The sequence below is a fragment of the Longimicrobium sp. genome, from assembly GCA_036389795.1.
Classification (GTDB): Bacteria; Gemmatimonadota; Gemmatimonadetes; order Longimicrobiales; family Longimicrobiaceae; genus Longimicrobium.
The window spans coordinates 23,136-44,879 of record DASVWD010000126.1 but is presented as its reverse complement, the minus strand read 5'-3'; the positions used below and the strand labels follow the sequence as shown (position 1 = coordinate 44,879).

Here is a 21,744-nt window from a genome sequence, read left to right as displayed (position 1 = left end):
CCACGTCCGCGCCAACGAGGCGGCCTGGGACCTGGTGGCCGCCGCGAAGTACGCGGCCGAGGTGGAGGCCGACGTGGAGCTGCTGCGCTCCGGCGGCACCAGTCTGCTGGAGCCCGAGCTGCGGCTGCTGGGCGGCCTGTCGGGGTGCGGGCGCGCCGTCCACCTGCAGTGCTCGCACGGGCTGGACGCGCTGTCGCTGTGGAAGCTGGGCGCGCGCGAGGTGGTGGGCGTCGACGTGAGCGGCGCCATGCTGGAGCTCGCGCGGCAGAAGGCGGAGCGGCTGGGCGCCCCGGCCGCCTGGGTGCGGAGCGAGGTGCTGGCCGTCCCGCGGGAGCTGGACAGGGCGGCGGACCTGGTCTACACCGGCAAGGGCGCCCTGCCGTGGGTGAGCGACCTGGCGCGCTGGGCGGAGGTGGCCGCGCGGCTGCTGGCGCCGGGCGGGCGCCTCTACGTCTTCGAGGGGCATCCCCTGAACTGGGTCTGGGAGCCGGAGGCCGCCCGCCACCGCCTGCGCGGCGACGGGGGCGACTACTTCCAGCGCGGGCCGCGGGCGAACCGCGACTTCCCCGGCCTGGCGCTGGAGGACGCGACCCCGCCCGGCGAGCCGGTGCCGCGGGCGTTCGAGTGGCAGTGGACGCTGGGCGAGATCGTCACCGCGGTGGCGGACGCGGGGCTCGCGGTCGAGCGCCTGGAGGAGCACCCGGAGCACTTCTGGCCGCAGCTCGCCCGCATCCCCGACGACGAGCTGCGCCGCCTCCCGCACACCTTCTCCCTCCTCGCGCGCCGGCCGCGGTAGCCCTGGTCTCTCGGCGGCATCCTGCGCGCGCGTCGTCCGCCCGGTAGCTTGTCCCGCCGTACGCGTCGGTCCGCGGCGGGGCAGGGAGGCGCGGCCGACGGTTCGATCCAACGAGAACGGAGCGAGGAGAATGACGCGGAGGCTTTCCCTGCTGGCGCTGGGCTGCGCCGCGGTGCTCACGCTGGCGGCCCCCGCGGGGGCGCAGCGCGCGTTCGTGGGGGTCGGCGCCGGGCTCAGCTACATCCGGAAGAGCGACACGGAGGAGAGCGGGGCGCGGCCCAGCGTGCGCGCGCTCGCCGGCTGGCGGATCGCGCGCGGCGTGTCGCTCCTGCTGGAGGGCACCGCCCACGGCGTGGGCGAGGACGCGCGGGACTTCCTGGCCGACTCCACCAGCCGCGAGACGGGGGTGCTGGGCGTGTGGACGCTCTTCCTCGCCGCGCAGGTGGACCTCTCCGAAGACGTGTACCTGCGGCCCGCGCTCGGCCTGGGGGGCAACGCGTTCGCGGTCGGCCGCCCCCTGCCGAACGACGGGTTCGACTTCGGCGTCAGCCGCGAGGGCGGTCCCGCGGTGGGGCTCACCGCCGGGTACGCCGTACGGGTGAGCGACCGGTTCTCGGTGAACGTGGAGGGCGTGGGCGCCTGGAGCGGCGGCGAGGACAGCAGCGGCTCGCGGGTGGTCGCCGCGCTGCTGGTGGTGCCCACGTGGAGGCTCTGAGCCCCGGGGAGCGCCGCCCGGGCTCACGGAGCGCGGCGGCAGGGACGTGACGGAGGAGGCTATGAGCATCATCGGCGAGATCGCGGGCGGCCTGAGAATCGTCACGACGGTCGCGGGGTGGATCAAGCCGCCGCCGAGGCTCCGCGAGCTCGGCGGCCGCTGGTACTCGCGCTACCAGCGCGAGGACGATCCTCACCTGGGGGAGTGGGCCACGGACCTGACCGAGGTCACGGTGCGCTGGCCGCGGAAGCTGGAGTTCAGGAACCACCCGTCTCCCGGCGGAGCGGAGTACCGCGCCGAGGGGCGCTTCCGCAACGAGCGCGAGATCGTGGGCACCTGGCGCGAGACGCGCCCCGGCGCCACCGCCGGCGGCACGTTCCACCTCTACGCCGACGCGTTCGGGAAGAAGCTCTACGGGATCTGCACCGGGCCCACCGGGCAGCACAGGCCGATCTACGGAGGCTGGATCCTGGCGCGCGAGCAGGAGCTCCTGGACCGGGCGCAGGAGGAGCTGGCCGAGGCCATGCTGGTCTGCCGGAAATGATCCCGGGCCGCGGACCCGGAGTGCCCTCACCGGTGAATCCGAGCCCGACACCGCCCGGGTGCGCTCGTTCGCCGTACGATCGGCGTCGTGCAGGCGCTGCCGGCGGTGGGACGCCCTGGAGACTCTGACCGGAGAGCGCCGCGATGCGCCTGGCCCGCGTCACCCTCGTCCTGGCCGTGGCGGCGTTCGCCGGCTTCGGGCTGGCGACACTGGTGCGGCCGTCGGTACTGGGGGTTCTCGGCATCGAGCTGACCCGCCCCGCCGCGTCGACGGAGATCCGCGCCTTCTACGGCGGGCTGGAGCTGGGCCTGGCGCTCTTCTTCGCCCGCGCCGCCGCGGACCCGGCGTGGTTCCGCCCCGCCCTCTTCGCGCTGGTCGCCTCGCTCGGCGGCGTGGCGCTGTCGCGCGCCGCTGGTGTCGTGGTGGACGGGAGCGCCGGGCCGCTGGTGCTGCTGCTCGGCGCCGCGGAGGCCGCCGGCGCGCTGCTCGCCCTGGCCGCCCTCCGCCGCCTGCCGCCGAACCTCCGCTGACGGGATGATCGTCCTCCGGTGCACGCAGCGCGTGCTGAAGCAGAGCCGCATCGCGCCGCTCCCCGAGCCGCCCGAGCCCACGGGCGTGCTGGGCGAGTGGTACGTGAACGCGGTCAGCCTTCCGTTCCCGGGGCGCTCGCTGGTGCTCTATGTCAGTAGCCGGACGCTCCTGACCGTGGTGGCTCCCGGCCGGACGCTGGGCCCCACGCTCCCGGTGTTCCGCGAGCGGCTTCCCGCGCTGCTCGTCCGCCTGCGCCTGCCGGCCGACTGGATCGAAGCGGAGATGCGGCACTTCTCCGAGGTCAGCTACGCGGCGACGCGGAGCCGCAGCGTGCTCGGCTCCATGAACAACATCCATGACCTCCTCTGGTTCCATGCCGCGGAGGCGCCCTCGTTCGAGCGGCTGGACTTGGACGCGATGGAGCTGGAACTGGCGGGCACGCCGTTCGGAGCGATGCAGTACAACTTCCCCGACAAGGCGGTCGCGGCGCTCGCCGAAGGCCACAGCCGGTGATTGCTGTTGGCGGGCCATGGTCCCCACCGGCATCTCCTCGCGCAACCCCGCGCTCGACATGCCGGGACCGTGAGTCGGGCGAGGTCATGGCCGAGTTACCGCGACTTCCTTCCAGCGAGTGAATCATCATGTCTAAGAGCGAATCGAAGAATCCCGTGCTTCGTGTTGTTGCCGTCATCACCGCCCTCGTCGGTCTCGCCGTCAGCGGCTTTGCCCTCTGGGACAGGCTCCTTAAGCCAAAGCCCGCCGATTTACACGTCGAGTTTGCTCTCACCCGCTCCGATGAGTTTCCGATTGCACCCGCGGAAGCCGACAGCGGTTGGTTGGCTCCCTTTCCGCTCGGGCTGGTGGTTCGGAATTCCGGAGAAATGACTGCGGAGGACGTCAGCCTCAGTGTTACCTATCCGGTCAACCTGATTCTCTCGCCAGTCGATTCGACTGCGCGATTGCAGAGCGTTGTCGTACCCACGGGCCAACGGATGATGATGACCTTACAGGGTCGTGATCTTCATCCGAAGCAGGTGTGGCATCTAGACTTTGAGATCAATGCTCGCGCGGAGAATACGCTCAAGATTCCCGTGGAAGGTTATCTGGGAGACAGTACGCGGGTGAACGCAGAGTTCGAGATGGTTCTTTCCTACCTTCTCGACACCGAACTTGTAGCCAAGGACCGTCCTGTGAAACGCTCCAGACTGCGTCTGACAATCGGACCCGAGCACATGCTCAAGCAGCGCTTCAAGCGCTTCTTCGTCGTCAGCGCCCTCGATTCTGCCGGCCGATACGAACTCACGGGATATTCGCTGGTCGATACCGGGTCCGTTCGTTAGGAGCCGAACATGCCGCTTGACGATTAACCCTTTCCCTCCGGCCGCAGGATCAGGCAGGTGCTGGTGGCGTAGGCCAGGAGCTTCCCGGCGGCGTCGGTGAGCCGCGCCTCGGCCAGCGCCGTGGTGCGGCCGGCGTGGAGCGCGGTGCCCTCGGCGCGCACGGGGCCGGTGGCGACGGTGATCGGGCGCAGCAGGTTGATCTTGATCTCCAGCGTGGTGTAGCCGGCGCCCGCCGGGAGCAGCGTGTGCACCGCGCACCCCATCGCCGAGTCGCAGAGGGTGGCCGCCACGCCGCCGTGCACCACCCCGATCGGGTTGTAGTGGAACTCCGCCGGCGTCATGGTGAAGACGGCGCGCCCCTCCTCCACCTCCTCCAGCAGGAAGTCCAGCGCCCAGGCGATCGGTGGGCGGGGCAGCTCGCCGCGGATCATCGCCCGCATGTACTCCAGCCCCGCCATCCCCCGCCCGGCGGTGGCGCCGATCATCGGGTCGTCCCACTCGATGGTGCGGGTGCGCGCCCCGGGTCCCGCCATCACGTCGGTCATCGGGAAGTCTCCTCTCGTATGATCCATCCGCCGGATCAGCGCGTGCAAGTCCGGCCGGGTGTGGCCGTTGCCCACTGTTCACTCCGTACCCCTTGCGCGGGAGGGCGGCGGAGGCGAGATTGTGCGGAGTTGTCCATTTGCCTCCTCCACCCTCGCCATCCCGGCCCGTGCTGCCCCTCGAGTTCGAGACCCGCTACGAAGGGCTCCTGTACGCCATCGAGGCCCCGATCGTCACCCTCCACCGCAGGCACCCCGAACTGCTCGACTACGACGTCGAGGCCGCGCTGGACGCGCTCATCGCCCGCTACGCGGCGGAGCAGCGGGGCCGGCCCGCCGAGGACCGGCCGCTCCCCGGGCTGAGGCAGGCGGTGCTCGACGCCGTGCGCCCCGGGTGCGAGCGGTGGCTGGGGCGCGAATCGCCCTCACCCCGTGAGCCGGTGAGCCTCGAAGTGGTGACCGCCTGCTTGAAGAAGGTCCGCAAGTCGGTGCAGCGCTGGAACCGCGAGGGCGGGCGCCAGGGCTACCTGCGCTTCATCCTTCTCCACGTCCCCGTGCCGTAGCCCGAAGACGCGGCGGATCGCCTCAGACGCGCTCGATGATCGTCGCCACGCCCTGCCCGCCCGCGATGCAGAGCGTGACCAGCGCGGTGCCGAGCCCGCGCCGCTCCAGCTCGTCCAGCGCCGTGCCCAGCAGCATGGCCCCCGTGGCGCCCAGCGGGTGCCCGAGCGCGATGGCGCCGCCGTTCACGTTCACCTTCGCCGGGTCGATGCCGAGGCGCCGGATCGTCTGCAGCGGCACGGTGGCGAACGCCTCGTTGATCTCCCACAGGTCGATGTCGGCCACGTCCATCCCCGCCCTGCGCAGCGCCTTGCGCGCGGTCTCGGCGGGGGCGGTGAGCATGATGAGCGGCTCCTCGCCGTGCGTGGCCACGGCGCGGATGCGCGCGCGGGGCTTCAGGCCGCGGCTCCGCACGTAGGCCTCCGACGCCAGCAGCACCGCCGCCGCGCCGTCCACGATGCCGCTGGAGTTGCCGGCCGTGTGCAGGTGCCGGATCTCGCCCGCCTGCGGGTAGATCCCGAGCGCCATCTCGTCCATCGTCTCCCCGTTCGGCCCCACCGGCTTGGCGCCCAGCTCGGCGAACGCGGGCTGCAGCTGCGCCAGCCCCTCCTGCGTGGTGTCGGGGCGGAGGTACTCGTCCTTCTCCAGCGCCACCGCCCCGGTGGCCGGGTCCACGACGGGGAAGAGCGAGCGCGAGAAGCGGCACTCGCGCTGCGCCTCGGCCGCCTTCTGCTGCGACTGCAGGGCGAAGCGGTCCAGCTCCTCGCGGGTGAAGCCCTCCAGCGTGGCGATCAGGTCGGCGCTGATCCCCTGCGGCACCTGGAAGTGCCTGGCGCGCAGCAGGGGGTTCTGCCCGTCGGGCCCGGCGCCGTCGGAGCCCATCGGCACGCGCGACATGCTCTCCACGCCGCCGCCCACCACCAGGTCCTGCGCGCCGCTCATCACGCCCATGGCGGCGAAGTTGACCGCCTGCAGCCCCGAGCCGCAGAAGCGGTTGAGCGAGACGCCCGACACGTGCAGCGGCCACCCCGCCGCCAGCACCGCGTTGCGGGCCAGGTTGCCGCCCTGCTCGCCCACCTGGCTCACCACGCCCACCACCACGTCGTCCACCTCGGCGCGCTCGATCCCCGTCCGCCCGACCAGGCGCTCGAGCGTCTGCGCCAGCAGCTCCTGCGGGTGGATCTCCGTGAGCGCGCCCTTCCCCTTCTTCCCCTTCCCCCGCGGCGTCCGCACCGCGTCGATGATGTATCCCCCGGGCATCTTGAGCCTCCCTTCAGAAGCGTAGCGGACAGCACGAGACCGATCGGTCTCATCCTATGCAAAGATAACCTCCCGCGCAAGCGAACGGGTGTTCGAACGCTGTGTCCGGCCGACCAGGGGAAGGGATGTCATTCCGAGCGGCGCCACATCATCGAAGCCGCGATCGCGCCGAAGCCATGCGGCGCCCGAGGAATCTACTCACCTCGCCCGGTGGCCGGCTCTCCGCACGAGTCCGGCCTGGTGGCCGCCGCGGGTAGATTCCTCGGGAGCCCGGCCGGCGGCGGTGCGGACGCAGGTCCAGCGCACGGGCTCCACTCGGAATGACATATCCGGGGGGAGATTCGGAGCGAGCTGCTTCCTTCCCTACAAATGTTGGGCTTGCGCGACCGGCAGCGCATTGGTATTCTGGTTTAACCATACGGATAAACCCCCTGGTTGAGCGATGGTCGAAGACGCTTCTCCCCCCGCCCCGGCGCTGGACGCCGACACCGAGAACCGCATCCTGGCCGCCGCGCACGCGGTGTTCACGCGGCGGGGGACGCACGGCGCCCGCATGCAGGAGATCGCCGACGAGGCGGGGGTGAACAAGGCGCTGCTGCACTACTACTTCCGCAGCAAGGAGCGCCTGGCCGAGGCGGTCTTCGGGCGCGCGGCCGGGCAGCTCCTCCCGCGCATCTTCCAGGTCCTGGGCTCCGCCGCCCCGCTCGAGGAGAAGGTGCGGGAGGTGGTGGAGGTGGAGACCGACTTCATGCTGGAGCGCCCCTACCTCCCCGGCTACGTGCTGGGCGAGGCCAACTTCAACCCCGACCTCATCCGCCGCGTCCTCGAGGGCCGCGGCCGCCCGCCGATCGGCGCGCTGCAGGCGCAGCTCGACGCGGCGGCGCAGGGAGGCCGGCTCCGGCCCACCGACGCCGAGCAGTTCCTGGTCAACCTCCTCTCGCTGATCCTCTTCCCCTTCGTCGCCCGGCCGATGATGGGGATGCTGCTGGGGATGGACGACGAGCGCTGGCGCGCCTTCGTCCTGGAGCGGCGGGGGTGGCTGGCCGACTTCCTCCTCGACGCGCTGCGCCCATGACCGCCGCGACGCTCGCGCTGCTGCTCGCCACCCTTCCGGCGCCCGACACGCTCCGCCTGCCCGAGCTGCAGGACGCCGCCCTGGCCCGCGACCCGCGCGCCGCCCAGCTCGCGCTGCAGGAGGCCGCCGCCGGGCTGCGCCTGGGCAACCTGGGCGCCCAGCGGCTCCCCCAGCTCGCCCTGCGCGGCGAGGGGACCCGCCAGTCCGACGTGACCACGATCCCGATCCGGCTCCCCGGCGTGCAGGCCCCCGAGCCGCCCAGGAGCCGCTACCAGGCCGCCCTCAATGTCGACCAGCTCGTCTACGACGGCGGCGCCATCGGCCGGCGGCGCGAGGTGGAGCGGGCGCGGCTGGCCGAGGAGCAGGCCGGGGTGCGCGCGGCCCTCTTCGCCCTGCGCGAGGAGGTGACCGAGGCGTTCTTCGCCGCCTTCCTCCTCCAGGAGCGCCAGGCCGAAGTCGGCGCGCTGATCGAGGACCTGGAGGCGCGCCTCGCCACGGTGCGCTCCGGCGTCCGCGCGGGCGCCGCGCTCCCCGGCGACACGGCCGCCGTGCAGGCCGAGCTGCTGCGCGCCCGCCAGCTGCGCGCCGAGGCCGCCGCCGACCGCCGGGCCGCCCTGGCCGTCCTCGCCGAGCTCACCGGCCGCCCCGCCGGCGAGGGCGACGTGCTGGCTCTCCCCGCGCTGGGCGGCGCGGTGGCGCGCGTGCGGGCGGCGGGGGGCGCGGCCGGCGTGCGCGACCGGCCCGAGTATGCGCGCTTCGAGCGCACGCGCGAGCGGCTGCGGCGCGAGGCCGGCGTGGTGGCCGCGCGCACGCGCCCGCAGGTGCAGGCGTTCGGGCAGCTGGGGCTGGGCCGCCCGGGGCCGTTCCTCCTCTTCGACGACGGGGTGAACGACTTCTGGATGGTGGGGATCCGCGCCCAGTGGCAGCCGTGGACGTGGGGCACCGACCGGCGCGAGCGGGAGCTGCTGCGCGTGCAGCAGCAGGTGGCGGCCACCGAGGAGGCGGCGTTCACCGCGCGGCTGGAGCGCCAGGTCCAGGACGAGCTGGCGGCGATGGAGCGGCTGGAGGCGGCGCTGGAGAGCGACGAGCGGATCATCACGCTCCGCGAGCAGGTGGAGCGGCAGGCGCGCCGCCAGTTCGAGGAGCGCGTGATCACCGCCGACCAGTACGTCGACGTCCGCACCGACGTCTTCGAGGCGCGCCTCGCCCGCCAGCGCCACCGTGTGGAGCTCGCCCGCGCCCGGGCCCGCTACCTCACCACGCTGGGAGTGGAGCTGCGATGAAGAGCGATCCAATCATCTCTGATGATTGTCATTCTGAGGGAGCCCGTGCGCGGATCTTCTGCGTTCACAAGAGCTTGCGGGCGACCGAAGAATCTACTCACCACCGCGCGTGGGTGGCTGAGCGCACCGGACTGGCCTCGTTCTGGGGTGAGTAGATGCTGCGTGCCGGGTCTTAACAAGTAGATCCTTCGGAAGCGCCCTGACCATCGGTGCGGAGGCGAGTTGCGCGCGGGCGCTTCCTCAGGATGACATCTCTCGAGATCGAGAAATCATGAAGGCGATATCCCACCTGGCCTGCATCGCCCTGCTCGCGCTGGCGGCGTGCGGCGAGGACGAGCCGGACGCGTACGGCAACTTCGAGGCGACGGAGGTGGTCGTCTCGGCCGAGGCCGGCGGGCGGCTCGTCCGCTTCGACCCCGACCAGGGCGACCGCCTGGCCGCCGGGAGCGTGGTGGGCCAGATCGACACCGTGGTCCTGGCCCTCCAGCGCGAGGAGTTGCTCTCCCGCCGCGGCGCGGCCGAGACGCGCACCAGCGAGGCCGGCGCGCAGATCGGCGTGCTCCAGGCGCAGCTCGCCACCGCGCGCAGCGAGTACGCGCGCACGCTCCGCCTCTTCCGCGACGAGGCGGCCACCGCGCAGCAGCTGGACCGCGCGCGGGGCGAGGTGCGCGTGCTGGAGGAGCGCATCGCCGCCGCGCGCGCCACCACCGGCACCGCGCGCGAGGAGGTGGGCGGCGCCGAGGCGCGCATCCGCCAGGTCGACGAGCAGATCCGCAAGACCGCCATCACCAACCCCACGGCGGGGACGGTGCTCGCCACCTACGCCGAGGGCGGCGAGTTCGTGCAGCCGGGGCAGCCGCTGTACAAGGTAGCCGACCTGGACGTGATGGTGCTGCGCGCCTACGTGAGCGGCGATCAGCTCCCGCGGGTGCGCATCGGCCAGCGCGTGCAGGTGAACGTGGACGCGGGCGAGGGCGAGCTGCGCGCGCTCCCCGGCGTGGTGAGCTGGATCGCCCCCGAGGCCGAGTTCACCCCCACGCCGATCCAGACGCGCGAGGAGCGCACCGGCCTGGTCTACGCCATCCAGGTGCGCGTCGCCAACCGCGACGGCCTGCTGAAGATCGGCATGCCCGGCGAGGTCGACTTCCCCGACGGCGGCGAGCGGAAGCGGACGGCGCTGGAGACTCCCGCGCCGGGGCGCCGGCCATGACGGGCGAGCCCGGTCCGGCCGGGTCCGCCGTCGCCGTGCGCGGGCTGGCGAAGCGCTTCGGCGACGTCGCCGCGCTGGACGGGATCTCGTTCGAGGTGCGGCCGGGGGAGCTGTTCGGCTTCATCGGGCCGGACGGGGCGGGGAAGACCACGCTCTTCCGCATCCTCACCACCCTGCTGGTGCCCGATGCCGGCGAGGCGCGCGTGCTGGGGCTCGACTGCGTGCGCGACATGTGGGCGCTCAGGGCGCGCGTGGGCTACATGCCGGGGCGCTTCTCGCTCTACCCCGACCTGACGGTGGAGGAGAACCTGCGCTTCTTCGCCTCCGTCTTCGGCACCACCCTGGAGGCGCAGTACGAGCTGATCGCCCCGATCTACCGGCAGATCGAGCCCTTCCGCGGTCGCCGGGCGGGGGCGCTCTCGGGGGGGATGAAGCAGAAGCTGGCCCTCTCCTGCGCGCTGGTCCACCGCCCCGACATCCTCTTCCTGGACGAGCCGACCACGGGCGTCGACGCCGTCTCGCGGCGCGAGTTCTGGGACCTGCTGGGAGAGCTGAAGGCCGGCGGCCTCACCATCGTCGTCTCCACCCCCTACATGGACGAGGCCGACCGCTGCGACCGCGTGGCGCTGGTGCAGAAGGGCCGCATCCTGGGCATCGACACCCCCGCGGCCATCACCGCGCGCTACGAGCGGCCGCTCTTCGCCGTGCGCGCGGGCGAGCGCTACCGGCTGATCCTGACGCTCCGCGCCTACCCGCACGCCCACTCGGTCTACCCCTTCGGCGCCGACGTCCACTACACCGACGCGCGGACGGACGCGGAGCGCGAGGATATCCGGGCCGGGTTGCGGGACTACCTCGCGCGCGAGGGCTTCCGGGAGATCGAGGTCGCCCCCATCGGGGCCGACATCGAGGACAGCTTCATGGCGCTGATGGGCGCCGCCGACGGCGAGGAGGCGGCGTGAGCGACTGGGTCCGGTCTCCCGCCAACGCTGTCATCCTGAGGGCGCATGCGCGTAACCTGCGTCCGCACAATCGCTTGTGCGCCCGAAGGATCTGCGGACGGGGACTCGCACGTCAGCCCGGCTCACGCTCGAATGCAGCCCGCAGATCCTTCAGTCGCCGCCAGGCATCCGCGCATTCCGAGGCCTTGGCGCAGCGGCTCCCTCAGGATGACAGCATTGGGGGAAGGACGATGAACACCAGGCTGTCGACATGACTGACGAAACGGTGATCGAGGCGCGGGAGCTGACCCGGCGGTTCGGCGCGTTCACGGCCGTGGACGCCGTCACCTTCGACGTGCGCGCGGGCGAGGTGTTCGGCTTCCTGGGCGCCAACGGGGCGGGGAAGACCACGGCCATCCGCATGCTCACCGGCCTCCTGGCGCCCACGGGCGGCACGGCGAGCGTCGCCGGGCACGACGTCTACACCGGGGCCGACCGCATCAAGCGCAGCATCGGCTACATGAGCCAGCGCTTCTCGCTGTACGAAGACCTCACCGTGCGCGAGAACATCGCCCTCTTCGGCGGCATCTACGGCCTCACCGACCGGCAGATCCGCGACCGCACGGAGGCGATGCTGGAGCGGCTCGGCTTCCGGCACGCGGGCGGCGAGCGGGTGGGGCGCATCCCGCTGGGGTGGAAGCAGAAGCTCGCCTTCTCGGTGGCCCTGCTGCACGAGCCGCGCATCGTCTTCCTCGACGAGCCCACCGGCGGCGTGGACCCCATCACCCGCCGGCAGTTCTGGGAGATGATCTACGAGACGGCGTCGCGGGGGACGACGGTGTTCGTCACCACGCACTACATGGACGAGGCCGAGTACTGCGACCGCGTCTCCATCATGGTGGCCGGCCGCATCGCCGCGCTGGGGACGCCGGACGAGCTGAAGGAGCAGTTCCGCGCCGGCTCCGTCGACGAGGTCTTCGTCCGCCTCGCCCGGCCCGCGAACGGGGACGGCGCGCCGTCGCCGAACGGTGCGGCGGGGAGGACGGCGTGAGCGCGTTCCGGGGGTTCGTGCGCAAGGAGGCGTACCACATCCTCCGCGACCGCAGGACGCTCGTGATCCTGCTGATGATGCCGCTGGTGCAGGTGCTCCTCTTCGGCTACGCGGTGCGCACCGACGTGGACGACGTGCGCCTCGCCGTCGTCGACCCGGAGCCGGACTACGCCACGCTGGAGCTGAGGAACCGGCTGGCCGCGACTGGCCTCTTCCGCATCGTGGCGGTGCTCCCCACGCCGGGGCCGCTGGACGGGATGTTCCAGCGCGGCGCCGCGCGGCAGGCGGTGGTCTTCCCGCCCGGCTTCGGCGAGCGGCTGGCCCGCGGCGAGCCGGCGCGCGTGCAGCTGCTCACCGACGCGGCGGACCCCAACACGGGGAGCACCATGCAGGCGTACGCCGCGGGGGTGATCGACGAGTACCAGCGCGAGCTGCAGGCGTCGGGCGCGGGCGTGCGCATCGTCCCGCAGGTGCGGATGCGCTTCAACCCCACGCTGGAGAGCGCGTACCTCTTCGTCCCCGGCCTCATCGCCTTCGTGCTCACCCTGGTCTCCGCGCTGATGACCTCCATCTCGCTCACCCGCGAGAAGGAGATGGGGACGATGGAGGTGCTGCTCGTCTCGCCGCTCAGGCCCCCGCAGATCATCGTCGGCAAGGTGCTGCCGTACCTGGCGCTCGCCTTCGTCAACGCGCTGACGGCGCTCCTGGTGGCGCGGCTGGTGTTCGGCGTCCCCGTGCGCGGGAGCGTGGCGCTGCTGCTGGCCGAGTGCCTCCTCTACAGCCTCACCGCGCTCTCGATCGGGGTGCTGATCTCCACCCGCACCAGCTCGCAGCGCGTGGCGATGATGGGCGCGCTGGCGGGGCTGATGATGCCGACGCTGATGCTCTCCGGCTTCGTCTTCCCGGTGGAGAGCCTGCCGAAGGTGCTGCAGTGGCTCTCCAACGTGATCCCCGCCAAGTGGTTCGTGCTGGTGGCGCGGGGGATCATGCTGAAGGGCGTGGGGCTCGAGTACCTGTGGCAGGAGACGCTGATCCTGGCGGGGATGACGCTGCTGCTCCTCGCCGCGGCGGTGCGGAACTTCAGGGTGAGGCTGGAATGAAGGGAAGTGCGAAGTGCTGAGTGCTAAGTGCTTAGTGTGTTAGTGCTTAGTCCTTAGTGCTTAGTCCTTAGTGCCCAGCGGCGAGACAACTAAGGACTAAGCACTAAAAAACTAAGGACTTGCGGTAAGAACCGGATTCAGCCCCAGAACCCGACGCCCCGATGCGCACGATCCTCTTCCTGGTCCGCAAGGAGTACCTGCACGTCTTCCGCGACCGGGCGACGGTGTTCCAGGTGTTCGCGATCCCCATCATCCAGCTGCTGGTGCTCGCCAACGCGGCCACCTTCGAGGTGAAGGACACCCGCGTGCACGTGGTGGACCTGGACCGCACCCGCACCTCGCGCGAGCTGGTGTCGCACTTCGCCGCCTCGGGGCACTTCGTCATCGCCGGCTACTCCGCCTCGCCGAAAGCCGGCGACCGCGACCTGCTGGCGCGCCGGGCCACGATGGTGCTCCAGGTGCCGCCGAACTTCGAGCGCGACCTGGTGCGCACCGGCACGGCCCCCGTGCAGCTGGTGCTGAACGCGGAAGAGGGCGCCGCGGCGGGGATCACGCGGGCGTACGGCGCGCGCATCCTCACCGCGTACGCGGGGGAGCTGGGGGTGGAGCTGAGGCCGGGCTTCCGGAGCGTCCGCGCGGGCGAGCCGCCGCCCGTGCCCGGGCGGGCGCGGATCGAGGTGAGGAGCCGGGGCTGGTACAACCCGGAGCTGGACTACCGCGACTACATGGTGCCGGGGATCCTGGTGGCGCTGGTGACCATCGTCGGCACGCTGCTCACGGCGCAGAACATCGCCCGCGAGAAGGAGATGGGGACGCTGGAGCAGCTCAACGTCACCCCCGTCACCCGCGCGCAGTTCATCGCCGGCAAGCTGCTCCCCTTCTGGCTCCTGGCGCTGGTGGAGCTGGCGCTGGGGCTCGCGCTGGCGCGGCTCGTCTTCCACGTCCCCATGCGCGGCAGCCTGCTGCTCGTCTTCGCGGTGACGGCCGTGTACCTGGTGGCGGCGCTGGGGATCGGGCTGTGGATCTCCACCCTGGCCGAGACGCAGCAGCAGGCGATGTTCGTCACCTTCTTCATCCTGGTGGTCTACCTGCTGCTGGGCGGGATCTTCACCCCCGTGGACAGCATGCCCGGCTGGGTGCAGGCGCTGTCCGAGCTCAACCCGGTGAAGCACTTCGTCGCCATCATGCGCGCCGTCCTGGTCAAGGGCGCCGGCTTCGCCGCCATCCAGCGCCCCTTCTTCACCCTGGTCGCCTACGCGTCCGTCGTCTTCCTGCTCGCCGTGCGGCAGTACTCGAAGACGAGCGCGTGATACCATTTTGCAGAGGATCGTTCGGGGTCGACATCCATGACTGAATGTCTCACACGGAGGAAACGGAGTTAACGGAGAACTGCGGGGTTCTCTGTTGACTCCGTTAACTCCGTGTGAGGCTTTTCGCCGTTCGCTGGAGGATCAGAATCCACTCAGAACCATCCTGGAAATCGGATGACATTGAACCGGAAAACAGCGGGGCCTCATACCAAATCCGGGTGAACAACGGGTGGATGAGGGCAAACGGCATCCGTGTCGCTACCGCGCCCAGCCCACCTGCCAGGGTGAGAAGATTCTTCGGCCCTGCGACGATCCGTGCAGATGCTGGTTCGGTGTGGCCGGGCCTCAGAATGACAGCAAACACCAACGGGTCTTTCGGATTTGGTGTCACGCAGAGTCAGCAGAGTCAGCGGAGAAACACCTCTGCCGGCTCTGCTGACTCTGCGTGAGAAAAGTCTTTCGCCGATTCGGTACGAGGGCGCCTGTGCTAGGTCCGCGCATCCCGCAGGAGAGGGGAGAAGAGCCCGGGGACGGGCACGCCCCGGCGGGCCAGGTGCCAGCGGCGCGCCCCGATGGCGAGCGCCATCAGCGAGAAGAGCAGGTAGTAGCTCTGGTACTGGAAGGGCGTGGGCGCCGAGCGGCCGCCGGACTGCATGTTCCACGACAGCCAGAGCGAGTAGAGCGGGAGCACCGCCGTGTTCACCACCAGCGCCAGCGCCAGCAGCCGGTCGATCGCGTCGGCCACCGCCGCCACGGCGAAGCCCGCCATCAGCACCAGCAGCGGCGCGGCGTTCAGCATCGCGAAGTTGCGGAAGTGCCGCGCCCCCATCGGCCCCTCCACGAGCCCCGCGGCCATCCCCACCGCGTACCCCAGCAGCAGGAGGAGCCACACGCGCCCGCTCCGGAGCGGCGCGGCGTCGGCGGGGCGCACGGCCAGCAGCAGGAGGAACGCGCCCAGGATGCAGAGCGAGAGCTGCCGCCCGTAGTTCACCCCCGGCGCCCACACCAGGTAGCTGTCCCACGCCGCCGAGCCCTGGCCGCCCAGCAGCGCGGCCCCCCCGCCCGCGCTCTGGACGATCCGCCCGATCCCCGCCGCCAGGAACACCTGCCCGGTGGCGCGCCACCCCAGCCGGTGCTTGGGCGGCGCTCCTTCCGCGCGGGCCGCCGCCGCCAGCCCGGCGATCCCCAGCCCCAGCATGGCGAAGGTGCCCGCGGTCTGCACGTAGTAGGTCGGCGGGAACATGGGGGACCGTCCTCGGAAGGCGGGTGTCTGGCCGAACGGAGGCGGGACTGCGAGTTTGGAGGGCAGCACCCCTCGGGCGGGTTGACGCCGGACGTACGCCCGAGGGTTCGCCGGAGTTCCTCCCGCCCCCGGCACGCGGGGCGCGCGTCCATCCACCCGGGAGCCTGCCGTGGCGTCGCCAGCGCGAGTTTCCCCCGGGCCGCGGCGGGCGGAGCGGCCCGCCAGGCCCCGGCTGCCGCTCGCGTCGCCCGTGCTGTGGATGGTCTTCTTCCTCTCCTGGACCGTCCAGGGGCTCCTCCACTCGCTCACGCCCAACGCGCTCTCGGAGCGGCACCCCGCGGCCACCCTCCTCCTGGCCTCGTCGGACCTGGTGCAGGCGGCGCTGCTGGCCGTGGTCTGCTACACCCTGGCCGCCGCGGTGCTGGAGCGGCGGCTCACCTGGCCGCGCGTGACGGTGGCCATCGTGGCGGCGGCCACGGTGCTGGCCCTGGCGCGGCTGCTGTACCTGGGGGCGCTGCACCGGCTCTTCGGCGCGCCCTTCTCCGCGCACATGCTGATGATGGGGGTGCCCGGCGAGTTCCTGGTGACGGCGGGGTTCCTGGGGCTGGGCTTCACCATCGCCTACTCGGGCGGGTCGCAGGCGCGCGAGCTGGCGGTGAGCCGCCTGGAGAGCGAGCTGGCGCAGGCCCGCCTGCAGGCGCTGCAGGCGCAGCTCCATCCGCACTTCCTCTTCAACGCCTTCAACTCCATCTCGGCGCTCATGCACCGCGACGTCGAGGCGGCCGACCGCATGCTGGCGCGCCTGGGCGAGCTGCTGCGCCGCGTGCTGCGCCGCTCCGGCGCGCCGTTCGTCACCCTCCACGAGGAGTTGGAGTTCGTGCAGCTGTACCTGGAGATCGAGCAGGCGCGCTTCGGCGAGCGGCTGCAGGTGTCGGTGGACGTGGAGCCCGGGGCGCGCGAGGCGGTGGTGCCGCACCTCCTGCTGCAGCCGCTGGTGGAGAACGCCGTTCGCCACGGCATCGCGCAGACGGTGGCCGGCGGGCGGGTGGAGATCGCCGCCCGGGTGGAAGACGGGGCCACGCTCGCGCTGGAGGTGCGCGACACCGGGCGCGGGCTGCCGCCGGGGTGGACGCCCGACGCGGTGGGCGTGGGCCTCTCGAACGTGCGCTCGCGCCTGGAGCAGGTCTACCGGGGCGCCCACTCGCTCCAGGTGGACGGCTTCCCCGGCGGCGGCGTCCGCGTCCGCCTGCGCCTTCCCCTGGTCCCCGCCGGGCACCCCGGTCCGAGCGTCGACGGCGAGGGGGGAAACGGCGTCCCGGACGACGCCGGGCCCTGGAGCCGGGAGAGCGCATGAGCCCCCGCCCGATCGTCCCCACCATCCGCACCCGCGCCGACGAGCCGGGGCCCGGCGACCCCGCCCTGGCGGCGGACTTCCGCGAGGCGCTCTCGCTGTGGCCCAGCGGCGTGGCCGTGGTGGCGGTGCGCGACGAGGACGAGGTGGTGGCGCTCACCGTGAGCGCCTTCGCCTCGGTGTCGCTGCGCCCGCCGCTGGTGCTGGCCTGCGTCGGCGAGCACGCGGGGATCCTCCCCTCGCTGGAAGACGCCGGACGCTTCACCGTGGGCCTCCTGGCGGGGGATCAGAAGCGCATCGCGGCCGACCTCGCCGAGAAGCTCCCGCCCGGCGCGGAGCTCTTCGCCGACGACGCGGGCGACCCGGTGCTCGCCGGCGCGCTCGCCACGCTGGTCTGCTCGCTCTGGGAGGCGTACCCGGGCGGCGACCACCGCATCGTGGTGGGCCGGGTGGAGCGCGTCGTCTTCGGCCCCGAGGCTCCCCCGCTCCTCTACCACCGCCGCGCCTACCGCGAGCTCCCCTGACTTCTGGGAAGGTGTTTTGTGGCTCCAGAACCAGCGCTGTCATCCTGAAGGAGCCGTCGCGCAGAACCCTCAAGCACACGGATGCCGGCGGCGACTGAAGGATCTGCGGACGGGGCTCGCACGTCAGCCTGGCTCTCGCTCGATCTCCACCCGCAGATCCTTCGGGCGCGCAACCTCTTATGCGGCATCGAGTTCAGCGCATGCGCCCTCAGGATGACAATGTTTTTGGCTCGTCGCGAGGTTTTCCTTGCGGGAGCCCTTGACGTCACGTCACCAATCATTATCTTAGTACTTGAAAGTTGTCTGAACGGTAAACGCACGAGGGAGGATGAAGATGACGACGATCGCTCCGGCCGCCGGGACGAAGACCACCTGGTCGATCGACGCGGCGCACACGCTGGTGGAGTTCTCGGCCAAGCACATGATGATCACGACGGTGAAGGGGCGCCTGAACGACGTGAAGGGCACCCTCGTGATCGACGAGCAGAACCCGGACGGCTCCTCGGCCGAGGTGGAGATCGGCGCGGCGAGCCTGACCACGGGCGTGGACCAGCGCGACGCGCACCTGCGCTCGGCGGACTTCCTGGACGTGGAGAGCTTCCCGGCCATCACCTTCCGCAGCCGCCGGGTCGAGGGCGCGGCCGGCGCGCCGGGCGACACCTTCCGCGTGACCGGCGACCTGACCATCCGCGGCGTCACCCGCGAGGTGGTGCTCGAGGCCACCTACGAGGGGCGCGGCCGGGATCCGTGGGGCGGCGAGCGCGTGAGCTTCGGCGCCACCACGAAGGTGGACCGGCGCGACTTCGGGCTCACCTGGAACCAGGCGCTGGAGACGGGAGGGATCCTGGTGGGCAACGAGATCAAGATCTCGCTCGAGGTGCAGGCCGTGAAGGCGTGACCTCCTGGAGGTCGGAGGGACGAAGAGGGGGACCGGTGCCTGGTGCGCCGGTCCCCTTTTTCAAGGTCCGCGAGCAAAACGATGTCATCCTGAGGAAGCGTCCGCGCGACCGTCACCTGTGCACGGACGGTCGGACGCTTCCGAAGGATCTATGGGTCGCATCGCGAGGGATGCCGGCCCCGGTGCGAGGCTGCCCATAGATCCTTCGGGCGCCCGTACATCCGCGCAGATACGGGGACCAGCGCGGCGCCCTCAGGATGACATCTCCCCGGGTGGGCTCGATCAGCCGGTGTGGAACACCCTCTACGCCGACGCCAGCGCGGCGCGGCGCTCCTCCGCCCGGCTCCCGCTCGCCACGGGAAGGACCAGGCGCACCTCGGCGCGGTCGCGGCGGAAGCCCAGCTTCTCGTTGACGCGCACCATCGCCGGGTTGGCGGACTGGCTGACGGCGACGGTGTAGCCCTGCCGCCGCGCCTCCGCGAGGCCGAGGTACTTGAGCGCCGTCGCCAGGCCGCGCCCGCGATAGGCGGGGTGCACCGCCGTGGGGCCGGAGCCGGCGTGCCCGGCCGGAGCGTGCTCGTCGAGGCCGGCGCCGCTGTAGCCGGCGTAGCGCCCACCCTCGTCCGCGACGAAGAACCCGCCCGGGAGCGCGCGGAACCCGGCGAAGAAGCCGCGCGCCTTCTCCTCGCTCATGGCGACGAACGGCCCGCCCGGATCGGGGTCGGGCCAGTCGGCCGCGGCGGCGTTCTGCAGCGCGGTCAGCTTCGCCCAGAAGTCGGCGTCCTCGGCCTGCGCCTGCTCGAAGGTGCGGAAGCGAAAGCCCTCGGCCGCCAGCCGCTCCGGGAGCGCGGCGAAGGGCGAGAGGTCGGCCGCGGCCAGGTCCAGCCGCAGCTCCACCATCCGGTGCACCTCGTGGAAGCCGCGGCGGCGCAGGAAGGCGAGCGAGCCGGGGTCGTCGTCCCACGCGCGCCCCTGGAGCGTCGCGGCGCCGGCCTCCTCCGCCGCGTCGAGCACGGCGCCGAAGAGCGCGCCGCCGATGCCGCGCCCGCGGGCGTCGGGGTGGACCAGCGCGTCGAAGCGGAACTTGCCGTCCCGCACCCGCCAGAGTGCCGCGTACCCCACGATCCCGCCGGCGCCGCCCACGGCCGCCCAGCGGCGCACCTCACCCACGGAGTTGTAAGCGCCCTGGTCCTCGCGGCGCCAGCCGTCGGCGGTGCGCCCGTGGCCCGGATCGGCGAAGCCGCAGAGCGCGGCCGCGGCCTCGTACTCCTCGTCGCGCAGGGGACGGATTGAGAAAAGCATGCTCTCCCTCCGGATTGTCCAACCGCAATCGAATGGGATGGTGAAGACGGCCCCCCATGACGCATCTACCGCGTCCCGGGTTTCAGGATCGTTCCACCGGGCCCGATCCATCCCTCCAGACGAGAGCCTTGACCCTGCCTGAAACGACTGTTACATAGATTGCAACACCTACGGGAGAAACATGGAATCTCCGCGCTGGCTGCTGCTCATCCACCAGATCCCGCCCCAGCCCAGCTCGTTCCGGGTGAAGGTGTGGCGCCGGCTGCAGCGGCTGGGGGCGGTGGCGGTGAAGAACTCCGTCTACGTGCTCCCCGCCACCGACGAGGCGCGCGAGGACTTCGCGTGGGTGCTGCGGGAGATCACCGACGGCGGCGGAGACGCGGTGCTCTGCGAGGCCGCCCTGGCCGGCGGGCTCTCGGACGAAGAGGTGGAGGCCCTCTTCCGCGAGGCACGCGGCGCGGACTACGCGCGGCTGGCGGAGGAGGCCCGCGCCCTCGCCGGGGCCCGCGCGGGCACGGAGCCCGGGGCACGTTCGACGACGGAGGTGGAGATGCTCAAGCGGCGCCTGCGGGAAACCGTCGCGATCGACTTCTTCGCCGCGCCCGGCCGGCGCGAGGCGGAGGCCGCCGTGGCCGCGCTGGAGGAGCCGGCGGGCCGCGCGGCGGGCGCGTCCGTGGCCGCCGACCAGCTGCGGGGGAAGACGTGGGTCACCCGCAGGGACGTGCACGTGGACCGCATCGCCACCGCGTGGCTCGTCCGCCGCCGGGTGGACCCGGACGCGCGCTTCCGCTTCGTCTCCGGCCGCCGGCACCGGCCCGCGGAGGGCGAGGTGCGCTTCGACATGTTCGAGGGCGAGCTCACGCACGAGGGCGACCGCTGCACCTTCGAGGTCCTCCTGGACCGCCTGGGGCTGGACGACCCGGCGCTCCGGGCGATCGCCGAGATCGTGCACGACGTCGACCTGAAGGACGGGAAGTTCGGACGGCCGGAAGCGCCGGGCGTCGGGCGGCTGATTGACGGCATCGCCCGCGCCCACGGGGACGACGACACGCGGCTGGCGCGCGGCGCGGCCCTGCTCGACGACCTGTACGAGAGCTTCCGGGGGGCGTGACGCGGCTCCGCCCCGGAGCCGCACGTGGGAAACCTGGTCTGCGGGAGGATGGAGGATGCGCGGGAACCTGCGGTGGATCGCCCTCGCGGCGCTCCTGGGAACGGCGGCGGCGTCCGCCTCGGCCCCTTCGCCCGCGCGCGGGCAGACGACGGGAGGCACCGCCGCACCGGACAGCGTCGACTGGCGCGCGGTGGACGCCGCGCTGGGGCGCACGGGGACCGCGATGCCGGGCGGCGTCCGCCGCTGGGCGATGCCGCGCGGCGACCTGGCCGTCACCTCCCGCGGCGTGCGCGTCCGCCCGGCGCTCGCGCTCGGCTCGTGGATCGCCATGCGGCCGGCGGGCGGCGGCCGCGTGGTGGCCATGGGCGACCTGGTGCTGGCGGAAGCGGAGATGGGCCCCGTGATCTCGCGCCTGCAGCAGGGAGGCGTCGGGCAGACGGCGATCCACAAGCACCTGCTGGACGAGTCGCCCGCGGTCTGGTGGACGCACGTGCACGCCGCGGGCGACCCCGTGGCCGTCGCGGGGGCGGTGCGCGCCGCACTCGCGCTCACCCGCACCCCGCCCGAGCGCCCCGCCGCGAGCGCGCCCGCCGAGCCGTTCCCCCTGGACTCCGCCGCGATCCGCCGCGTCCTGGGGCACGGCGGCCGGGTGAGCGGGGGCGTCTACCAGGTGAGCGTCCCGCGCGCGGAGACGATCCGCTCGCACGGCGTGGAGGTGCCCCCGTCCATGGGAGTCGCCACCGCGATCAACTTCCAGCCGACCGGCGGAGGCCGGGCCGCCGTCGCGGGGGACTTCGTCATGACGGCGGACGAGGTGGACCCCGTGATCCGGGCGCTCCGCGAGCACGGCATCCAGGTGGTCGCCCTCCACAACCACCTGACCGACGAGAGCCCGCGCCTCTTCTTCATGCACTTCTGGGCCGTCGACGACGCGGCGGCGCTGGCCCGCGGCCTCCGCGCGGCGCTCGACCGTACCCGTTCCGCCCCGGTGGAATCGCGATGAGGCTGGCGGGCTGCGCCATCGCTCACCGCCGTCCTTCATCGGTACCGCGAGAG

Annotated in this window: 23 protein-coding genes; 19 read left to right on the top strand and 4 right to left on the bottom strand. The window is 72.2% G+C overall.

Going from position 1 to position 21,744, the window contains the following annotated elements; genetic code table 11:
- Nucleotides 1–34 precede the first annotated feature (34 nt).
- From VF746_17055 to VF746_17030, 6 genes are all read left to right on the top strand, one after another.
- Nucleotides 35–796, top strand: a complete 762-nt coding sequence (locus VF746_17055; GenBank protein HEX8694133.1) for a class I SAM-dependent methyltransferase — start codon at nucleotides 35–37, stop codon at nucleotides 794–796.
- A 130-nt stretch (nucleotides 797–926) separates the two neighbouring features.
- Complete coding sequence (locus tag VF746_17050; GenBank protein ID HEX8694132.1) at nucleotides 927–1,511, top strand: hypothetical protein; 585 nt, start codon at nucleotides 927–929, stop codon at nucleotides 1,509–1,511.
- Nucleotides 1,512–1,572: 61 nt separating this feature from the next.
- The gene (locus VF746_17045) at nucleotides 1,573–2,055 is read left to right on the top strand and encodes a hypothetical protein (GenBank protein ID HEX8694131.1); all 483 of its coding nucleotides are present in this window, start codon (nucleotides 1,573–1,575) and stop codon (nucleotides 2,053–2,055) included.
- Nucleotides 2,056–2,198: 143 nt separating this feature from the next.
- Entirely contained in the window at nucleotides 2,199–2,585 is a 387-nt protein-coding gene (locus VF746_17040; GenBank protein HEX8694130.1) for a DUF4345 family protein, read from the top strand.
- A 4-nt stretch (nucleotides 2,586–2,589) separates the two neighbouring features.
- Nucleotides 2,590–3,099 carry a hypothetical protein gene (locus VF746_17035; protein ID HEX8694129.1) on the top strand — a complete coding sequence of 170 codons (510 nt, stop codon included), beginning with the start codon at nucleotides 2,590–2,592 and terminating at the stop codon, nucleotides 3,097–3,099.
- A 128-nt stretch (nucleotides 3,100–3,227) separates the two neighbouring features.
- On the top strand, nucleotides 3,228–3,926 hold the full coding sequence (locus tag VF746_17030; GenBank protein ID HEX8694128.1) for a hypothetical protein: 699 nt from the start codon (nucleotides 3,228–3,230) through the stop codon (nucleotides 3,924–3,926).
- 23 nt (nucleotides 3,927–3,949) lie between these two features.
- On the opposite strand, the gene VF746_17025 is transcribed toward VF746_17030, so the two are convergent.
- Nucleotides 3,950–4,471 (bottom strand): PaaI family thioesterase, encoded by a 522-nt coding sequence (locus VF746_17025; GenBank protein ID HEX8694127.1) that lies wholly within the window; start codon nucleotides 4,469–4,471, stop codon nucleotides 3,950–3,952.
- A 167-nt stretch (nucleotides 4,472–4,638) separates the two neighbouring features.
- Between VF746_17025 and VF746_17020 the strand changes: the two genes are divergently transcribed.
- Nucleotides 4,639–5,031 carry a hypothetical protein gene (locus VF746_17020; GenBank protein HEX8694126.1) on the top strand — a complete coding sequence of 131 codons (393 nt, stop codon included), beginning with the start codon at nucleotides 4,639–4,641 and terminating at the stop codon, nucleotides 5,029–5,031.
- A 22-nt stretch (nucleotides 5,032–5,053) separates the two neighbouring features.
- Here VF746_17020 and VF746_17015 read toward each other — a convergent pair whose 3' ends face one another.
- Nucleotides 5,054–6,289, bottom strand: a complete 1,236-nt coding sequence (locus VF746_17015) for an acetyl-CoA C-acetyltransferase (GenBank protein ID HEX8694125.1) — start codon at nucleotides 6,287–6,289, stop codon at nucleotides 5,054–5,056.
- Between the two features lie 442 nt (nucleotides 6,290–6,731).
- On the opposite strand from VF746_17015, the gene VF746_17010 reads away from it, so the two are divergent.
- From VF746_17010 to VF746_16980, 7 genes are all read left to right on the top strand, one after another.
- On the top strand, nucleotides 6,732–7,364 hold the full coding sequence (locus VF746_17010; GenBank protein ID HEX8694124.1) for a helix-turn-helix domain-containing protein: 633 nt from the start codon (nucleotides 6,732–6,734) through the stop codon (nucleotides 7,362–7,364).
- Nucleotides 7,361–8,647 (top strand): TolC family protein, encoded by a 1,287-nt coding sequence (locus VF746_17005; GenBank protein ID HEX8694123.1) that lies wholly within the window; start codon nucleotides 7,361–7,363, stop codon nucleotides 8,645–8,647. Before VF746_17010 ends, VF746_17005 begins: the two co-directional genes overlap by 4 nt.
- Nucleotides 8,648–8,918: 271 nt before the next feature.
- Nucleotides 8,919–9,857, top strand: coding sequence for an HlyD family efflux transporter periplasmic adaptor subunit (locus VF746_17000; GenBank protein HEX8694122.1), 939 nt, complete (start codon nucleotides 8,919–8,921; stop codon nucleotides 9,855–9,857).
- Complete coding sequence (locus VF746_16995; protein ID HEX8694121.1) at nucleotides 9,854–10,819, top strand: ABC transporter ATP-binding protein; 966 nt, start codon at nucleotides 9,854–9,856, stop codon at nucleotides 10,817–10,819. Before VF746_17000 ends, VF746_16995 begins: the two co-directional genes overlap by 4 nt.
- Nucleotides 10,820–11,069: 250 nt before the next feature.
- Complete coding sequence (locus VF746_16990; protein HEX8694120.1) at nucleotides 11,070–11,849, top strand: ABC transporter ATP-binding protein; 780 nt, start codon at nucleotides 11,070–11,072, stop codon at nucleotides 11,847–11,849.
- Nucleotides 11,846–12,949: an ABC transporter permease gene (locus VF746_16985; protein ID HEX8694119.1), complete on the top strand. Its 1,104-nt coding sequence runs from the start codon at nucleotides 11,846–11,848 to the stop codon at nucleotides 12,947–12,949. Before VF746_16990 ends, VF746_16985 begins: the two co-directional genes overlap by 4 nt.
- 161 nt (nucleotides 12,950–13,110) lie before the next feature.
- Nucleotides 13,111–14,259: an ABC transporter permease gene (locus VF746_16980; GenBank protein ID HEX8694118.1), complete on the top strand. Its 1,149-nt coding sequence runs from the start codon at nucleotides 13,111–13,113 to the stop codon at nucleotides 14,257–14,259.
- A gap of 487 nt (nucleotides 14,260–14,746) precedes the next feature.
- Here VF746_16980 and VF746_16975 read toward each other — a convergent pair whose 3' ends face one another.
- Entirely contained in the window at nucleotides 14,747–15,502 is a 756-nt protein-coding gene (locus tag VF746_16975; GenBank protein HEX8694117.1) for a hypothetical protein, read from the bottom strand.
- Between the two features lie 169 nt (nucleotides 15,503–15,671).
- Here VF746_16975 and VF746_16970 point away from each other — a divergent pair, with 169 nt between their 5' ends.
- The 3 genes from VF746_16970 (at nucleotide 15,672) to VF746_16960 (ending at nucleotide 18,275) form a co-directional block, all read left to right on the top strand.
- Complete coding sequence (locus VF746_16970) at nucleotides 15,672–16,856, top strand: histidine kinase (protein ID HEX8694116.1); 1,185 nt, start codon at nucleotides 15,672–15,674, stop codon at nucleotides 16,854–16,856.
- Nucleotides 16,853–17,377, top strand: a complete 525-nt coding sequence (locus tag VF746_16965) for a flavin reductase family protein (protein HEX8694115.1) — start codon at nucleotides 16,853–16,855, stop codon at nucleotides 17,375–17,377. Before VF746_16970 ends, VF746_16965 begins: the two co-directional genes overlap by 4 nt.
- A 334-nt stretch (nucleotides 17,378–17,711) precedes the next feature.
- Nucleotides 17,712–18,275 carry a YceI family protein gene (locus VF746_16960; GenBank protein HEX8694114.1) on the top strand — a complete coding sequence of 188 codons (564 nt, stop codon included), beginning with the start codon at nucleotides 17,712–17,714 and terminating at the stop codon, nucleotides 18,273–18,275.
- Between the two features lie 303 nt (nucleotides 18,276–18,578).
- Here the strand turns inward: VF746_16960 and VF746_16955 are convergent, their stop codons facing one another.
- A complete protein-coding gene (locus tag VF746_16955; GenBank protein HEX8694113.1) occupies nucleotides 18,579–19,577 on the bottom strand; it encodes a GNAT family N-acetyltransferase in 999 nt (332 codons plus the stop codon).
- Nucleotides 19,578–19,758: 181 nt separating this feature from the next.
- On the opposite strand from VF746_16955, the gene VF746_16950 reads away from it, so the two are divergent.
- On the top strand, nucleotides 19,759–20,688 hold the full coding sequence (locus VF746_16950) for a chromate resistance protein ChrB domain-containing protein (protein HEX8694112.1): 930 nt from the start codon (nucleotides 19,759–19,761) through the stop codon (nucleotides 20,686–20,688).
- Between the two features lie 55 nt (nucleotides 20,689–20,743).
- On the top strand, nucleotides 20,744–21,691 hold the full coding sequence (locus VF746_16945; protein HEX8694111.1) for a DUF1259 domain-containing protein: 948 nt from the start codon (nucleotides 20,744–20,746) through the stop codon (nucleotides 21,689–21,691).
- The last annotated feature ends 53 nt before the right edge of the window (nucleotides 21,692–21,744 follow it).

What these genes read in the sequence shown, in the direction of transcription:
- VF746_17050 (HEX8694132.1), top strand. Translation starts at nt 927, where the DNA reads ATGACGCGGAGGCTTTCCCTGCTGGCGCTGGGCTGCGCCGCGGTGCTC.
- VF746_17045 (HEX8694131.1), top strand. Translation starts at nt 1,573, where the DNA reads ATGAGCATCATCGGCGAGATCGCGGGCGGCCTGAGAATCGTCACGACG.
- VF746_17040 (HEX8694130.1), top strand. Translation starts at nt 2,199, where the DNA reads ATGCGCCTGGCCCGCGTCACCCTCGTCCTGGCCGTGGCGGCGTTCGCC.
- VF746_17035 (HEX8694129.1), top strand. Translation starts at nt 2,590, where the DNA reads ATGATCGTCCTCCGGTGCACGCAGCGCGTGCTGAAGCAGAGCCGCATC.
- VF746_17030 (HEX8694128.1), top strand. Translation starts at nt 3,228, where the DNA reads ATGTCTAAGAGCGAATCGAAGAATCCCGTGCTTCGTGTTGTTGCCGTC.
- VF746_17025 (HEX8694127.1), bottom strand. Translation starts at nt 4,471, where the DNA reads ATGACCGACGTGATGGCGGGACCCGGGGCGCGCACCCGCACCATCGAG.
- VF746_17015 (HEX8694125.1), bottom strand. Translation starts at nt 6,289, where the DNA reads ATGCCCGGGGGATACATCATCGACGCGGTGCGGACGCCGCGGGGGAAG.
- VF746_17010 (HEX8694124.1), top strand. Translation starts at nt 6,732, where the DNA reads ATGGTCGAAGACGCTTCTCCCCCCGCCCCGGCGCTGGACGCCGACACC.
- VF746_17005 (HEX8694123.1), top strand. Translation starts at nt 7,361, where the DNA reads ATGACCGCCGCGACGCTCGCGCTGCTGCTCGCCACCCTTCCGGCGCCC.
- VF746_17000 (HEX8694122.1), top strand. Translation starts at nt 8,919, where the DNA reads ATGAAGGCGATATCCCACCTGGCCTGCATCGCCCTGCTCGCGCTGGCG.
- VF746_16995 (HEX8694121.1), top strand. Translation starts at nt 9,854, where the DNA reads ATGACGGGCGAGCCCGGTCCGGCCGGGTCCGCCGTCGCCGTGCGCGGG.
- VF746_16990 (HEX8694120.1), top strand. Translation starts at nt 11,070, where the DNA reads ATGACTGACGAAACGGTGATCGAGGCGCGGGAGCTGACCCGGCGGTTC.
- VF746_16980 (HEX8694118.1), top strand. Translation starts at nt 13,111, where the DNA reads ATGCGCACGATCCTCTTCCTGGTCCGCAAGGAGTACCTGCACGTCTTC.
- VF746_16975 (HEX8694117.1), bottom strand. Translation starts at nt 15,502, where the DNA reads ATGTTCCCGCCGACCTACTACGTGCAGACCGCGGGCACCTTCGCCATG.
- VF746_16965 (HEX8694115.1), top strand. Translation starts at nt 16,853, where the DNA reads ATGAGCCCCCGCCCGATCGTCCCCACCATCCGCACCCGCGCCGACGAG.
- VF746_16960 (HEX8694114.1), top strand. Translation starts at nt 17,712, where the DNA reads ATGACGACGATCGCTCCGGCCGCCGGGACGAAGACCACCTGGTCGATC.
- VF746_16955 (HEX8694113.1), bottom strand. Translation starts at nt 19,577, where the DNA reads ATGCTTTTCTCAATCCGTCCCCTGCGCGACGAGGAGTACGAGGCCGCG.
- VF746_16950 (HEX8694112.1), top strand. Translation starts at nt 19,759, where the DNA reads ATGGAATCTCCGCGCTGGCTGCTGCTCATCCACCAGATCCCGCCCCAG.
- VF746_16945 (HEX8694111.1), top strand. Translation starts at nt 20,744, where the DNA reads ATGCGCGGGAACCTGCGGTGGATCGCCCTCGCGGCGCTCCTGGGAACG.